Raw genomic sequence first — 15,412 nt, 5'->3', positions numbered from 1 at the left:
TGCGTTTGCTCGCCCCGGTCACATACTGATGTATGCTCCCGGGGACTCGCGCACTTGCCGCCTTGCTGTAGCACAAATTATTTCGCAGGATAACTGTTTTACACAGTCGCTATTTATGGCGACGGCTGTTTCGTTTGAAATCTCAATGTATTGAGATTGCCTTGCAGTACCAAATCACGTTTTAACGTCGATACTTTGCGGCAAATTTCTGCCATTTCCCGCTGTTCCTGCAATTTTCCCTGCCATTTGCTCGGTACCTGATCCCATTGCTGATAGATCGCATCCAGCGATCCAAACTGCATCAACAACTCGCGGGCGCTTTTCGGGCCAATGCCGGGCACGCCGGGAATTTTGCTGCTGCTGATACCACACAATCCCCAATAGTCGGGCAACTGCGCGGGCGTTACGCCAAACTCTTGCTCGATAAAAGGCACATCCAGCCAGCGCTTCTGGAAATAGTCGCGAATACGAATGTTAGGTGCCAGCAGCTGGCAATAACCTTTATCGGTAGAAACAATCGTTGCTTGATGACCAGCGTCCGCCATTTTCACCGCCAGCGTGGCGGCGAGATCGTCGGCTTCGTCTAAATCAGCCACCCAGCAGTTAACGCCTGCTGCGCGGAAGGCGTCCTGCAGCGCGGGCATCTCCAGATGCAAATCCTCCGGCATCGGCGGGCGACCCGCTTTGTAATCCGGTAATAGCTGATGGCGCCAACCGGGCTGACGCTCATGGCTATCAAACACCGCCACCACGTGCGTGGGTTGTGTATGTCCCAATAACTGATGCAAGGCGGCAACGCAGCTGTCGCGGCATGGCGAACCCTGAACAGCGTGCAGACGGCGAATCAGATTGAGTGCATCAATGATAAGAAGATGAAGCGACATAGCGATAGCGGCAGCCCGCAGGCTGCCTTCCTGATGAGTTATTTGATGATTTCGTAGCAAGGCGTGTAGGCGCTGCCCGGCAGCTTCATGCGCTGCTGTGCGACAAAACCTTGCAACAGTTCGTCCATGCGGTGCATGAGATTGGCATCGCCGTGCAGTTTGTACGGGCCTTTCTCGCGAATTTCACGAATTCCGATCTCTTTGACGTTACCCGCCACAATGCCGGAGAAGGCGCGACGCAGATCGGCTGCCAGCAGCTCGGCGGGCTGATCCGGGAACAGCTTCAGGTTTGCCATATTCTCGTGCGTCGGCAGGAAGGGCACTTGCAATTCGGGTGCGATACGAATCGACCAGTTGAAGCTGTAGGCATCGCCGGTTTCGCGGCGATACTCTTTCACCTGCGGCATGGCTTTCTTCATCAGACGCGCCACTTCAGCGGCATCATCAATGATAATTTTGTAGTGCTTGCGTGCGGCTTCGCCCAGCGTATTAACGATGAAATCATCCAGCACGCGGAAGTAGTCGGCGCTCTCTTTGGGTCCGGTCAGAATCAGCGGCAATACCTGATCGCTGTTGTGCGGATTCATTAAAATACCCAACAAATACAGCAGCTCTTCGGCTGTGCCCACGCCGCCAGGGAAGATCACGATACCGTGGGCGATACGCACAAAGGCTTCAAGGCGTTTTTCGATATCCGGCATGATGATCAGCTCATTGACCAGCGGATTCGGTGGTTCGGCGGCAATGATTGAGGGCTCAGTCAGGCCGATAAAACGGCTGTCATGATAACGCTGCTGCGCATGTCCTACCGCCGCACCTTTCATCGGTGCTTCCATGACGCCAGGTCCGCAACCGGTACAGATGTTGAGTTCGCGCAGGCCCATTTGCGTGCCGACGTTGCGGCAATATTGGTATTCCACCGCATTGATTGAGTGGCCGCCCCAACACACTACGGTATTCGGATATTCGCCGATGTGCAGTGCACGCGCGTTACGCAGAATCGAAAACACCTGATTGGTGATATGCGCAGAGTCTTCCGGCTCCTCGTTCTGGTAGCGTTCTGTTGCCGCCAGTTGTCCGTTTACAAACAGAATGTCGCGCAGCACGGCAAACAAGTTTGCCTGCAGCGAACGAATAATCCGGCCATCAACAAATGCCTCTTCCGGCGGGTTAATCAGCTCCAGTTTCACACCGCGCTCACGGCGCAACACGTTGATGTCGAAGTTTTCAAAACGCGAAAGCAATTCCTGGCTGCTGTCGGTCTGGCTACCGGAGTTGAGTACCGCAAGAGAACAGTTACGAAACAGCTGATAAAGGTCGCTGCTAGCGGTGCGCTTCAGCATGTCGACTTCAAGCTGGGATAGCAGATCCATCGAGCCAAGCGGGCTGATATGTGTAATCAAGAGAACTCCTTTACACGCAAATGCGTGGCTGATGACGCTGCGCTTAACTTATTAACGCAGCGACGAAAATCCCTGGTCGCGCATGCTTCGATCGCGCCTTCAACAGAGTAACGTTGTCCGCTGTGAATGCTCAAGGGGAACCGCGCATCCGTGCAGCGGCCTGCGAGGCGTCTCGCAAACTATTACTGGCGAACCAGGCGGGAAAATCCCGGAGAGAAGGGCACGTTACTGCGCCACGGATTGATATCCAGACCCCCGCGTCTGGTGTAGCGTGCATAAACGCTCAGGGCTTCTGGCTGACAAAAGCGCTGAACGTCGTTGAAAATGCGCTCAACGCACTGCTCATGAAACTCATTATGCTGACGGAATGAGATGAGATAACGCAGCAGCGCTTCACGGTTAATACGCGGGCCTTTGTAGCGAATCATCACCGAGCCCCAATCGGGCTGATTGGTAATTAAGCAGTTCGATTTCAGCAGATGGCTAACCAGCGTTTCTTCAACAATTTCACGGCCTGCAGCCTGCGCCAGATAATCTGCATTGAAGGCGTAATCGTGGATTTCGATATCCTGTTCATCAATCACTTCGCCACTGAAGTGGCCGATCGGCTGGCCTTCCACTTCGCTGAGACGAAACAGCGCCACGCTGACCTGACCCTTCGCGCAGGCGCTGAGATCGCGCTCCAGCGTCTGACGCACTTCGCCCCAGTCGGCGAAAACGCTCTGATTAAAACTGTTAAGATAGAGCTTGAAACTCTTCGACTCGATCAGGTTTTGGCTATCGGCGCGCAGTACCACTTCGCCCACTGCGACCTGCGGAACGCCTTTGCTGTTGAGCCAGGAGAGTTCGTAGAGCGTCCAGATATCTGCGCCAGTAAACGGCAGATTATCGGGATACAGCCCCAGCGGCTCACGGTTAAGGCTGCGCGGCACGGATTGCAGCAGCGTGTTATCGTAGCGATCAACATAAGCCGTGGGCTTACCTAAGGTCAGGCCGCTTAATGCCTGATCCCGGTTTTCAGAAGACATAACGGTTACCACTAAATTTCATCAAAGTGGTTAAGTGTAACCTAACACCTGCGAGAATATGAATGATGCAGCAAACCGTAGATGCTCTGCGTGAGTTTACCGCCCGCTACGTGGAACATTGGCAGCAACAAACCGGACATTTTCCCGCCAGCGCCGATCTGCTTGGCGTTCCCTCCGACTGCATCATCAGCACGCTGGATGACCGCGTGTTGTGGCAGCCGCAGCCGTTTACGTTACCGGCCACGCTTGAAGCGGTAGAGCGTGCGTTGGATCTGCAACTGCAACCAGAAATCAGTGCGTTTTACACCAGCCAGTTTGCAGGTGATATGACGGCAACCTTTGAACAGCAGCCCATTACCCTGCTGCAGGTATGGAGTGAAGCGGATTTCACTCGCCTGCAGGAAAACCTGATTGGTCACTTGGTTATGAAGCGCCGCTTAAGACAAGCGCCAACGCTGTTTATTGCCACCACCGACTCAGAGAATGATGTGATTGCGCTGTGCAATCTTACCGGCGAGGTCATTATTGAGGAGCCTGGCACTAAAAAGCGTGAAGTCCTGGCAACATCGGTTGAGAAGTTTCTTAATGCTTTACAACCGGTTACTCAGTCATTTGCAGATTTTTAGGCTGCGCTTTGTGAGAGATCTCTCACGTTACGTGTGAGAGATCGCTAGATCATTGCGCAGACTTGCGGAAGCGCTAAATGTAAAAATATTGTGAATCATGAACTTATGGCATCAATCTGAAAATTAAGACAGGACTTAATCCATTAACGCTTCTTACTGGCTTGTTATTGCGATGGTTTCTGGGAGAATAGTCACCACTGGCAGGATGCTGGAGATTAAGAGACGTTCAGGAGAATGTCAGCCATGAGGCGGGAACGTAACGGAGTTTACGGCACAAGGAAGGCTTCAGGACGAAGCAGGACACTCAGGATTGAGTATAAAGGACACCTCCAGGACGGAGAATGAGAGCCACGCGGAACGTGGCGGGCCAGGATGCTAAGGACCAATGTCATGATGACAAGCGACGGAAAGCGCAGGAAAAGTTGTCATGGATGAGCAGGGAGCACAGCAGTAGCTGGAATGCTGCAAACGAAAACCGGGAGCACTGTAATCACAGTGCTCCCTTTTTTTATGCCATTTTTACGCCGGGCGTGACTGATGGTATGCTTGCCGCCCAATTTTTCTCTGGAGGTGGCGCATGTCGTCGCAAATGATTTTTCAGCGCCTGCAGCAGGTCGAAGCGGTGATGCGTGAACACGGCCATTGGCAGTCACAATCCCCCGAGGCGGGCGCCTTCGCCAGTACCGAACCTTTCTGTCTTGATACCATGGAGCCGCTGCAATGGCTGCAATGGGTATTCATGCCACGTTTTTATGCGCTGCTCGAAAGCGGCGCGCCGTTGCCGCAGAATTTTGCCATCGCTCCCTATTATGAAGTCGCATTGCCAGCCGACACGCCGGGCTATGCGGTGCTATTGCTGACGCTCAGCAAGTTTGATGCGCTGTTCCAGGAACCTTCCGCCTGATGCTCGAAATCCTTTATCAAGATGCGTGGCTGGTCGCGGTGAATAAGCCGGCCGGTTGGCTGGTGCATCGCAGCTGGCTCGATCGCAATGAAAAAGTGGTGGTGATGCAAACGGTGCGCGATCAGATTGGCCAGCATGTGTTTACTGTGCACCGCCTCGATCGCCCAACGTCCGGCGTGTTGCTGATGGCCTTATCGAGTGAAGTCGCCCATTTACTGGCGCAGCAGTTTGAACAGCATCAGATGCAGAAAACCTATCATGCGGTGCTGCGCGGCTGGCTGGAAGGCGGCGCGACGCTGGATTATCCGCTGGTGGAAGAGCTGGATAAGATTGCCGACAAATTTGCCACCCAGGAACCTGTTGCCCAACCGGCGGTAACGGATTACCAGGCGCTGGCACACGTTGAGATGCCGGTCGCCATCAGCCGCTATAACACCGCGCGCTATACGCTGGTGGAGATGGCGCCGCACACCGGGCGTAAACATCAGCTGCGTCGCCACATGGTGCATCTGCGTCATCCGATTATTGGCGACAGCGCGCACGGCGATCTGCGTCAGAATCGCGGTGCGGCGGCACATTTTGGCCTCAATCGCCTGATGCTGCACGCCAGCGCACTCAGCTTTACCCATCCCGTTACCGGCGAGCCCATAGTGATTCGCGCCGGGTTGGATCGCGTCTGGCAGCAGATGCTTGAGCAGTTTGGCTGGCAGGACCAGATCCCTGAAGTTCCCAGGGTTGAGTTTGCCATGGATGCAGTCCAGGATAAGCCGACAGAATAAAGGAGCGGCAAGATGGCAAAGATTGGCATTTTTACAGGTACGGTTTACGGCAATGCGCTGCTGGTAGCTGAAGAAGCACAGACGGTGCTGGAAGAGCAGGGCCACGACGTGAAGGTGTTTGAAGATCCGTCGATGGCGGATTGGCAGGCATACAGCCAGGATGTGGTGCTGATTGTCACCTCAACCACCGGTCAGGGCGACTTCCCGGATAACATTGCCCGCCTGTATGTTGCAGTGCGTGATCAGCTGGGTTATCAACCAGAATTGCGTTATGGCGTGATTGGCTTGGGTGACAGCAGCTATGACAATTTCTGCGGTGCAGCTAAAACCTTTGATGCCACCTTGCAGGAGCAGAGCGCGCAGCGCATCGGCGAGGTGCTGTTGGTGGATGCGACGGAAGATCCGGAGCCCGAATCAGTGACCTCACCGTGGGTGGAGAGCTGGAGTAAGTTGCTGTAAGGACTTTTCCCTCACTCTAACCCTCTCCCGCCTGCGGGAGAGGGAATATTTAGAGGGTGCAGCCCGCACGGTTTGTTCCCTCTATCGCGAAGTGGGAGAGGGCCCGGGTGAGGGCAATAACCATCACGTTACCGGCGCCGGATTAAACACCGCCAGCTGATTACGAATCCCCCAACGATCCGACCACGTCTGCTTGCGCCCGCTGGCAATCTCCAGAATCAACTCAAACAGTCGCCAACCGACCTGTTCAATACTCTCTTCGCCCGTTGCAATAGTTCCGGCATTAATATCCATCAAATCATGCCAGCGTTCGGCCAGCGCATTGCGCGTTGCCATCTTGATTACCGGAATGGCGGCCAAACCATAAGGCGTGCCGCGCCCGGTAGTGAACACCTGCAAGGTAATGCCTGATGCCATCTGCTGCGTGCCACACACGAAATCGCTGGCTGGTGTGGCCGCATAAATCAGCCCGCGTTTGGTGGGGCGCTGTCCTGGCGATAACACTTCAACAATCGGGCTGCGACCTGACTTGGCAATCGAACCCAGCGCTTTCTCCACCACATTCGCCAGCCCGCCTTTTTTGTTGCCCGGCGAGGGATTGGCGCTGCGATCGGTTTGGCCCTGGCTAAGATAATCGTCATACCACGCCATCTCTTCCAGCAGCCGTTTGCCGACCGCTTCATCCACCACGCGCGGCGTCAGCAGATGGATAGCATCCCGCACTTCGGTCACTTCCGAGAACATCACCGTCGCACCGCAGCGCACCAGTAAATCAGAAGCAAATCCCACGGCGGGGTTCGCCGTTACACCCGAGAAAGCGTCGCTGCCGCCGCACTGCGTGCCGATCACCAATTCCGATGCTGGACAGGTTTCGCGCTGACGTTGATTAAGCTTTTTCAAATGGCGTTCGGCGACCTGCAGGATTTCATCCACCATCGCGCCGAAGCCCACCAGCCGCTCATCCTGCAATCGCACAATGTCGTTGTCATCCAGCGAAATGGCCTGCACATCCGGTGTGCCGGTCAGCAGACGTTCGGGCTGTAACTTCTCGCAGCCGAGGCTGACGATCATCACTTCGCCACCAAAATTGGGATTCAGCGCCAGGTTATGAATGGTGCGAATCGGCACCACCGCGGCGGGCGCATTGATTGCCACGCCGCAACCGTACAGATGATTCAGCGCCACCACGCCATCGACATTGGGATAACGCGGCAGCAAATCACGCTCAATGATCTGCACTACATAATCCACCACGCCCGCCACGCAGTGAACGCTGGTGGTGATGCCGAGCAGGTTGCGCGTGCCCACGCTGCCATCTGCGTTGCGATAGCCTTCGAAGGTATAACCTTCCAGCGGCGGCAGCGCGGGCGGCACATTGTTTGCCAACGGCAAACTGTTGAGTGGCGGCGCTTCGGGCAGCGCTACCAGTGATTCTTCAATCCAGCTACCTTGTGGGATGGGGTGCAGCGCGTAGCCAATCACTTCACCGTAGCGCAGGATCGCGCCTGCTTGCGGGATATCGCTTAGCGCGACTTTATGTCCCTGCGGCACATGCTCAGTCAGTTGCAGTCCGTCGTCGAACCGGGTGCCAGACGGTAATCCCTGATTGTTGACCACGATCGCCACGTTATCGGCATCGTGCACTTTGATATAGAGCGGTTTTTCTGTCAGAGGACGGTTCATTGCTCACCTTCCAGTTCGTCGCACCGTACGTAGCAGCGCGGTTTAAAATACGTCCATCACGTCATCGTTTTTTGCCAGCCTCAGTATATGCAGGGGTATTTGCCGTATGCATTGTGCAACTGACTGGCTTTAAGGAGATTTATCAGGGGAATTTGGTTCGTTTATCCAAACACAAGTGAAGGGACTCACAAACTGCCGTTATCCTGTACGTTAACCAGGCAAAATCAGGGAGCAAAAAAGCGTTCCGTGAGCCACGCCGCAGCGTTATGTGCAGATGCCATAAAATCATTCTCTTTCAACCCTAATCCTCATGCGTTCTTCCAGTGTTTCGCCGCCAGGCTGTTCCTATACTGATTCTCGTTCTTCAACGTTAGGTTATTCGTCACGACGCATCATCGTATTGCCAAATATAAAAATCGCCGTGTTTAACCCGACTTCATTCTGATACCCAACGCGATGTGTATGCAGTCAGAGTGGATGTAGCGTTAGCTATATTTCAGGAGTGCATCATGAATAGTTTCAGCCAGACAGCGGAAGCAGTGCAAAAGCGCACTAATGCCCGTTACTGGATTGTGGTGATGTTATTTATCGTCACCTCGTTCAACTACGGTGACCGCGCAACCATTTCGATTGCCGGTTCGGCGATGTCCAAAGAGATCGGCCTTGATTCGGTCGGCCTTGGCTATATCTTCTCCGCCTTTTCCTGGGCGTACGTGATTGGGCAGATTCCGGGCGGCTGGCTGCTCGACCGCTTCGGCTCAAAACGCGTCTACTTCTGGAGCATCTTCCTCTGGTCGCTGTTTACCTTGCTGCAAGGCTTCGTCGATCTGTTCAGCGGTTTTGGCATTATCATTTCGCTGTTCCTGTTGCGCTTCCTGGTCGGCCTGGCTGAAGCGCCATCCTTCCCCGGCAATAGCCGCATTGTTGCGGCCTGGTTCCCGGCACAGGAGCGCGGCACCGCCGTCGCAATCTTTAACTCGGCGCAATACTTCGCCACGGTAATCTTCGCGCCGATCATGGGTTGGCTGGTCTCCGAAGTGGGCTGGGCGCACGTGTTCTGGTTCATGGGCGGATTGGGCATCATCCTCAGCTTTATCTGGCTGAAAGTGATCCACGATCCCACCGATCATCCGGGCGTCAACAAAGCCGAGCTGGAGTACATGGAGCAGGGCGGCGCACTGATCAACATGGACGTCAAAAAGGATGACCGCAAAGTGAGCTGGAGCGAGAAGTGGTTCCAGATCAAACAGCTGCTGACCTCACGCATGATGCTGGGCATCTATCTCGGCCAATACTGCGTCAACGCCTTAACCTACTTCTTTATTACCTGGTTCCCGGTGTATCTGGTGCAGGCGCGCGGCATGTCGATTCTGAAGGCCGGCTTTATTGCTTCGATTCCTGCGGTGTGTGGCTTCCTCGGCGGCGTATTGGGCGGCGTGATTTCTGATTACCTGATGCGTAAAACCGGTTCGCTGAACATCGCGCGTAAAACGCCCATTGTGCTCGGTATGCTGCTCTCCATCTCGATGGTGATGTGTAACTACACCGACACGGAATGGGTGGTGGTGTTCTTTATGGCGCTGGCATTCTTCGGCAAAGGCATTGGTGCGCTGGGTTGGGCGGTGATGGCAGATACCGCACCGAAAGAGATCAGCGGTTTGAGCGGTGGCTTGTTCAACATGTTCGGTAACTTCTCCGGCATCGTCACGCCAATTGCCATCGGTTACATCATCGCCACCAGCGGATCCTTCGAGGGCGCGCTGATTTATGTCGGTATCCATGCCTTTGTCGCCGCATTTAGTTTCCTGGTGATTGCTGGCGATATCAAACGCGTTGAACTGAAAACCAGGCCATAAGGACGGAATATGACTACGCAAAGCACGCCGGTCATCACCGATATGCAGGTGATTCCGGTTGCCGGTTACGACAGTATGCTGCTCAACATCGGTGGCGCGCACAGCGCCTGCTTCACCCGCAATATCGTGGTGCTCACGGATAGCGCGGGACACACCGGCGTCGGTGAAGCGCCGGGCGGTGAAACCATCTACCAAACGCTGGTTGAGGCGATTCCGCAGGTAAAAGGTCAGCAGGTTGCCCGCATGAATCGTCTGGTGCAGCAGGTGCACAAAGGCAATCAGTCGGCGGATTTCGATACCTTCGGCAAGGGCGCGTGGACCTTCGAGCTGCGCGTCAATGCGGTGGCCGCGCTGGAAGCGGCGCTACTGGATTTACTCGGCCAATGTCTCGGCGTGCCGGTGGCGGAACTGCTCGGTCCGGGCCAGCAGCGCGATGAGGTCACGGTGCTCGGCTATCTGTTCTATCTCGGCGATCGTCGCAAAACCGATTTGCCGTATCTGACTGGCGAAAATGCCAGCCACGACTGGTATCACTTGCGTCATCAGGAGGCGCTGACGCCGGAATCTGTGGTGCGTCTGGCGGAAGCGGCGCAGGACAAATATGGCTTCAAAGATTTCAAACTCAAAGGCGGCGTGCTGCCGGGCGAGCAGGAGATTGAGTCGGCGGCGGCGCTAAAAAAACGCTTCCCCGATGCGCGCATCACCGTCGATCCCAACGGTGCCTGGACGCTGGATGAAGCCATTCGCTTGTGTAAAGGCATGGGCGATGTGCTGACCTACGCCGAAGATCCGTGCGGTGCCGAGCAGGGCTATTCCGGCCGCGAAGTCATGGCCGAATTCCGCCGTGCGACGGGGTTGCCGGTCGCCACCAACATGATCGCCACCAACTGGCGCGAGATGAACCACGCGGTGATGCTCAATGCCGTCGACATCCCGCTGGCCGATCCGCACTTCTGGACGCTGAGCGGTGCAGTGCGCGTGGCGCAGCTGTGTGATGACTGGGGGCTGACGTGGGGCTGTCACTCCAATAACCACTTCGATATTTCACTGGCGATGTTCACCCACGTTGGCGCCGCTGCGCCGGGTAAACCCACCGCGATTGATACGCACTGGATTTGGCAGGAGGGCGATCAGCGCCTGACCAAAGAGCCGCTGCAGATCCGCAACGGCAAAATCGCCGTGCCGGATAAGCCGGGCCTCGGCGTCGAGCTGGATTGGGATCGCCTGCATCAGGCCAACGCGTTGTACAAATCACTGCCAGCGGGCGCACGTAACGACGCCACCGCGATGCAGTATCTGGTTCCCAATTGGTCATTCGATCGCAAGCGTCCAGCCTTTGGTCGCGGCTAAGTTTAAGGAGCAGGAAATGAGTCAGACACCGAAAATAACATCGCTGCAGGTCATTCCGGTGGCCGGTCACGACAGCATGTTGCTTAACCTGAGTGGCGCGCATTCGCCGTTCTTTACCCGCAACATCGTCATCATTAAAGACAATGCCGGACACACCGGCGTCGGTGAGATTCCGGGCGGCGAAAAGATTCGTCAGACGCTGGAGGATGCGGCGGCGCTGGTGGTGCAGAAAACCGTTGGCGAATACAAGAACATCCTCAACCTGGTGCGCAGCACCTTTGCCGACCGCGATTCCAGCGGACGCGGCAACCAAACCTTTGATTTGCGTACCACCATTCACGTGGTTACTGGCATCGAAGCGGCGCTGCTCGATCTGCTGGGACAGCATTTAGGCGTGAACGTCGCCTCGTTGCTCGGCGATGGTCAGCAGCGCGACCGGGTAGAAATGCTCGGCTATCTGTTCTATGTCGGCGATCGCAAGAAAACGTCGCTGCCGTATCAGAGCCAGGAAAATGACAAATGTGATTGGTATCGCCTGCGCCACGAAGAAGCGCTGACACCGGATACGGTGGTGCGCCTGGCGGAAGCGGCCTATGAAAAATATGGCTTTAACGATTTCAAACTGAAAGGCGGCGTGCTGCGCGGTGGCGAAGAGGCCGAAGCGGTGACGGCGCTGGCGAAGCGCTTCCCGCAGGCGCGTGTGACGCTTGATCCTAACGGCGCCTGGTCGCTCAACGAGGCGATTCTGCTCGGTAAGCAGCTGAAAGGTGTGCTGGCCTATGCGGAAGATCCGTGCGGTGCTGAGCAGGGCTATTCCGGTCGCGAAGTGATGGCGGAATTCCGCCGCGCCACCGGCATGCCGACCGCCACCAACATGATCGCCACCGACTGGCGTCAAATGGGCCACACGCTGTCGCTGCAGTCGGTCGATATCCCGCTGGCCGATCCGCACTTCTGGACGATGCAGGGTTCGGTACGCGTGGCGCAGATGTGTCACGACTTCGGCCTGACGTGGGGCTCGCACTCTAACAACCACTTCGACATTTCACTGGCGATGTTTACCCACGTTGCCGCCGCCGCACCGGGTGCGATTACCGCCATCGATACGCATTGGATTTGGCAGGAAGGCAATCAGCGCCTGACTAAAGAGCCGCTACAGATTAAAGGCGGCATGGTGCAGGTGCCGCAAAAACCGGGTCTCGGCGTCGAGCTGGATATGGATCAGGTGATGCAGGCCAACGCGCTGTATCAGAAACACGGTTTGGGCGCGCGCGATGATGCGCAAGCCATGCAGTTCCTCGTACCGAACTGGACCTTTGATAACAAGCGTCCGTGCCTGGTGCGCTAACTTTTCCGGCTCCCCGCGCGGGAGCCTGCTGTAACCGACAGGAGTGAAGACAATGAGCAATGCCTGGCCGAACCCTTTTCGTCGCCGTTTGCTGGCAGGAGAAACCCTGATTGGCAGCTGGTGCGCGCTGGCTAATCCCCTTACCACTGAAGTGCTGGGCCTGGCGGGCTTTGACTGGCTGGTGCTGGATGGCGAACACGCGCCGAATGACATCACCACCTTTGTGCCGCAACTGATGGCACTGAAGGGCAGCCACAGCGCGCCGGTGGTGCGTCCGCCGTGCAACGAACCGATCATCATTAAGCGCTTGCTGGATATCGGCTTCTACAACTTCCTGGTGCCGTTTGTGGAAACCGAGGAAGAGGCGATTCGCGCGGTGGCATCAACTCGCTATCCACCGGCGGGCATTCGCGGTGTGTCGGTTTCGCATCGCAGCAACATGTACGGCACGCTGCCGGATTACAACAGCACCATTAACGACAACATCACGGTGCTGGTGCAGATCGAAACGCAACAGGCGGTGGACAACATCGATGCTATCGCCGCGGTGGAGGGGGTCGATGGCATCTTCGTTGGGCCGGGCGATCTCTCGGCCGCGCTCGGCTATCTGGGCCAGCCTGCGCATCCCGAAGTATTGAAAGTGATTAAACACGTCTTCGAACGCGCCAAAGCAGCGGGGAAACCGAGTGGCATTCTGGCGCCGGTGGAAGCCGATGCGCGCCGCTATCTGGAGTGGGGCGCCAGCTTTGTGGCGGTAGGCAGCGATCTGGGTGTGTTCCGTAACGCCACGCAGGCGCTGTGTGACAAATTTAAAAAATAACTGACTGAGAGGAAAGGCAATGAAAATTGGATTTATCGGCCTCGGCATCATGGGCAAACCGATGAGTAAAAACCTGGTGAAAGCCGGTTATTCGCTGGTGGTGCGCGACCATAATGTTAGTAACGAAGCAGAGTTGGTGGAGCTGGGCGCCACCGTAGCCAAGACGCCAAAAGAGGTGGCTGAACAGGTGGATGTGTTGATCACCATGGTACCGAACTCGCCACAGGTTAAAGAGGTGTGCCTCGGCGCTAACGGCATCATCGAAGGCGCGAAGCCGGGCCTGATTGTTATCGACATGAGTTCCATTGCGCCGTTGGCCAGCCGCGAAGTGCATGATGCGCTGGCGGCGAAAGGCATCAAAATGCTCGATGCGCCAGTCAGCGGCGGCGAGCCGAAAGCGATTGAAGGCACGCTGTCGGTGATGGTGGGCGGCGATAAAGCGGTGTTTGATCAGTGCTACGACATCATGAAAGCGATGGCGGGTTCGGTGGTCCACACCGGTGACATTGGTGCGGGGAATGTGACTAAGCTGGCAAATCAGGTGATCGTGGCGCTTAACATCGCGGCGATGTCAGAAGCGCTGTCGCTGGCGACCAAAGCGGGCGTTAATCCTGAGCTGGTTTATCAGGCGATTCGTGGTGGTCTGGCAGGCAGCACCGTGCTGGATGCCAAAGCGCCGATGGTGCTGGATCGTAACTTCAAACCGGGCTTCCGCATCGATCTGCATATCAAAGATCTGGCCAATGCGCTGGATACCTCGCACGAGATCGGAGCGCATCTGCCGCTGACTGCCGCAGTGATGGAGATGATGCAGGCGCTGAAAGTGGATGGACAGGGCACTTCCGACCATAGCGCGCTGGCCTGCTATTATGAAAAATTGGCGAAAGTTGAGATCACCCGGTAGTGCAATCGTCCGGCGTCTACGGATGTCGGGCGGCTCGCTGCCTTCGCAGGACGGATGTCCGTCATCAACCGCGCTGGATTGCCTATGAAAATTGTCATCGCACCGGATTCATATAAAGAGAGTTTATCCGCCCTGGAAGTGGCTTCGGCGATTGAAGCGGGATTCCGCGAGATCTTTCCCGAAGCTGAGTACGTGAAAATACCGGTTGCCGACGGTGGTGAAGGCACGGTTGAAGCGATGGTGGCGGCAACGCAGGGAAACATTGTCCGGCTGACGGTTACTGGACCGCTCGGCAAGCCAGTGGAGGCGTTCTACGGTTTGTCAGGTGATGAGCGTACCGCATTTATCGAAATGGCGGCAGCCAGCGGGCTGGAGTTAGTGCCCGCGGCACAGCGCGATCCGCTGATTACCACCTCGTTCGGCACCGGTGAGCTGATCAAAGATGCGCTCGATCGCGGTGTCGATCACTTCATTATCGGCATTGGCGGCAGCGCCACCAATGATGGCGGTTCCGGCATGATGCAGGCGCTGGGCGCACAACTGCTGGATGAGCACGGCAAGCAAATCGCCTACGGCGGCGGCGCATTACCGCAGCTGGCGCGCATCGATATCGAACAGCTGGATACGCGTATTAAGCAGTGTCGCTTTGAAGTCGCCTGCGATGTCAGCAATCCGCTCACCGGTGATAAGGGCGCTTCGGCGATCTTCGGTCCGCAGAAAGGCGCGACGCCGGAACTGGTGCAGCAGCTGGACAAAGCACTGGAACATTACGCCACCCTGATTCATCGCGATCTGGATATTGATGTTTTACACATTGATGGTGGCGGCGCGGCGGGCGGCATGGGCGCGGCGCTGCATGCGTTTTGTCAGGCCGAGTTACGCAGCGGCATTGAGATTGTCACTGAAGCCTTGGGCCTGGCCGAGCAGGTGAAAGATGCCGATCTGGTGATTACCGGCGAAGGGCGCATTGATAGTCAAAGCATTAACGGCAAGGTGCCGATTGGTGTGGCAAAGGTCGCGAAGCAGTTTAATAAACCGGTGATTGGCATTGCCGGAAGTTTAACCGCGGATGTCGGCGTGGTGCACCAACATGGGCTGGATGCGGTGTTCAGCGTGCTGTTTAGCATCTGCTCATTGGATGACGCGCTGGCCAACGCGGCGCAGAACGTGCGCCTGACGGCGCGCAATGTGGCGGCGGTGATAAAGCTGGGGAAAGGGAGATAGTTTTCCCTCACCCTAATCCTCTCCCTGTACAGTCCGGGGACATGGTAGACAGGTGTTCGGGGACATGGTGAACACTTTTTAACATCCTTTACCCATGGTGATCGACTTTTTCTTCAGGTCGATCACCCCCACTTTTGTGCTGTA

The 15,412-nt window shown here is 56.2% G+C and carries 15 protein-coding genes; 10 read left to right on the top strand and 5 right to left on the bottom strand.

Going from position 1 to position 15,412, the window contains the following annotated elements; translation table 11 throughout:
• Positions 1-113: 113 nt before the first annotated feature.
• The 3 genes from xni to queF all read right to left on the bottom strand — a co-directional run bounded on the left by xni (position 114) and on the right by queF (position 3,315).
• Positions 114-884, bottom strand: a complete 771-nt coding sequence (gene xni / locus ACFQW4_RS19875) for a flap endonuclease Xni (RefSeq protein WP_101762009.1) — start codon at positions 882-884, stop codon at positions 114-116.
• A 38-nt stretch (positions 885-922) separates the two neighbouring features.
• Positions 923-2,287 (bottom strand): nucleotide 5'-monophosphate nucleosidase PpnN, encoded by a 1,365-nt coding sequence (ppnN, locus tag ACFQW4_RS19870; RefSeq protein WP_101762010.1) that lies wholly within the window; start codon positions 2,285-2,287, stop codon positions 923-925.
• Positions 2,288-2,469: 182 nt separating this feature from the next.
• On the bottom strand, positions 2,470-3,315 hold the full coding sequence (gene queF / locus ACFQW4_RS19865; protein WP_110867951.1) for an NADPH-dependent 7-cyano-7-deazaguanine reductase QueF: 846 nt from the start codon (positions 3,313-3,315) through the stop codon (positions 2,470-2,472).
• A 62-nt stretch (positions 3,316-3,377) separates the two neighbouring features.
• Here queF and syd point away from each other — a divergent pair, with 62 nt between their 5' ends.
• From syd to ACFQW4_RS19845, 4 genes are all read left to right on the top strand, one after another.
• Entirely contained in the window at positions 3,378-3,941 is a 564-nt protein-coding gene (syd, locus tag ACFQW4_RS19860) for a SecY-interacting protein (protein ID WP_101762012.1), read from the top strand.
• Positions 3,942-4,518: 577 nt separating this feature from the next.
• A complete protein-coding gene (locus tag ACFQW4_RS19855; protein ID WP_377726917.1) occupies positions 4,519-4,845 on the top strand; it encodes a YqcC family protein in 327 nt (108 codons plus the stop codon).
• Positions 4,845-5,624, top strand: a complete 780-nt coding sequence (gene truC / locus ACFQW4_RS19850; protein WP_377726914.1) for a tRNA pseudouridine(65) synthase TruC — start codon at positions 4,845-4,847, stop codon at positions 5,622-5,624. The genes ACFQW4_RS19855 and truC overlap by 1 nt, the downstream gene beginning before the upstream one ends.
• A 12-nt stretch (positions 5,625-5,636) precedes the next feature.
• Positions 5,637-6,083 (top strand): flavodoxin, encoded by a 447-nt coding sequence (locus ACFQW4_RS19845; protein ID WP_377726911.1) that lies wholly within the window; start codon positions 5,637-5,639, stop codon positions 6,081-6,083.
• A gap of 123 nt (positions 6,084-6,206) precedes the next feature.
• Here the strand turns inward: ACFQW4_RS19845 and garD are convergent, their stop codons facing one another.
• Entirely contained in the window at positions 6,207-7,766 is a 1,560-nt protein-coding gene (gene garD / locus ACFQW4_RS19840; RefSeq protein WP_377726908.1) for a galactarate dehydratase, read from the bottom strand.
• 509 nt (positions 7,767-8,275) lie between these two features.
• Between garD and ACFQW4_RS19835 the strand changes: the two genes are divergently transcribed.
• The 6 genes from ACFQW4_RS19835 (at position 8,276) to ACFQW4_RS19810 (ending at position 15,268) form a co-directional block, all read left to right on the top strand.
• A complete protein-coding gene (locus ACFQW4_RS19835; protein WP_101762584.1) occupies positions 8,276-9,622 on the top strand; it encodes an MFS transporter in 1,347 nt (448 codons plus the stop codon).
• 9 nt (positions 9,623-9,631) lie between these two features.
• Positions 9,632-10,972 carry an enolase C-terminal domain-like protein gene (locus tag ACFQW4_RS19830; RefSeq protein WP_110868302.1) on the top strand — a complete coding sequence of 447 codons (1,341 nt, stop codon included), beginning with the start codon at positions 9,632-9,634 and terminating at the stop codon, positions 10,970-10,972.
• Positions 10,973-10,988: 16 nt separating this feature from the next.
• Entirely contained in the window at positions 10,989-12,320 is a 1,332-nt protein-coding gene (gudD, locus tag ACFQW4_RS19825) for a glucarate dehydratase (RefSeq protein WP_192412005.1), read from the top strand.
• Between the two features lie 52 nt (positions 12,321-12,372).
• Positions 12,373-13,140: a 2-dehydro-3-deoxyglucarate aldolase gene (gene garL, locus ACFQW4_RS19820; protein ID WP_101762587.1), complete on the top strand. Its 768-nt coding sequence runs from the start codon at positions 12,373-12,375 to the stop codon at positions 13,138-13,140.
• A 19-nt stretch (positions 13,141-13,159) separates the two neighbouring features.
• Complete coding sequence (gene garR, locus ACFQW4_RS19815; RefSeq protein ID WP_064738030.1) at positions 13,160-14,044, top strand: 2-hydroxy-3-oxopropionate reductase; 885 nt, start codon at positions 13,160-13,162, stop codon at positions 14,042-14,044.
• An 84-nt stretch (positions 14,045-14,128) separates the two neighbouring features.
• Positions 14,129-15,268: a glycerate kinase gene (locus tag ACFQW4_RS19810; RefSeq protein WP_192236501.1), complete on the top strand. Its 1,140-nt coding sequence runs from the start codon at positions 14,129-14,131 to the stop codon at positions 15,266-15,268.
• 78 nt (positions 15,269-15,346) lie between these two features.
• Here ACFQW4_RS19810 and ACFQW4_RS19805 read toward each other — a convergent pair.
• Positions 15,347-15,412 (bottom strand): hypothetical protein (locus ACFQW4_RS19805; protein WP_240516136.1); only part of this gene is annotated, 66 nt, incomplete at its 5' end.

The organism is Pantoea sp. GCM10028869 (genome assembly GCF_042666835.1).
Lineage (GTDB): Bacteria > Pseudomonadota > Gammaproteobacteria > Enterobacterales > Enterobacteriaceae > Pantoea > Pantoea leporis.
Note: the sequence above shows the minus strand (reverse complement) of the source record. Positions and strands in the feature narration are given on the sequence as shown.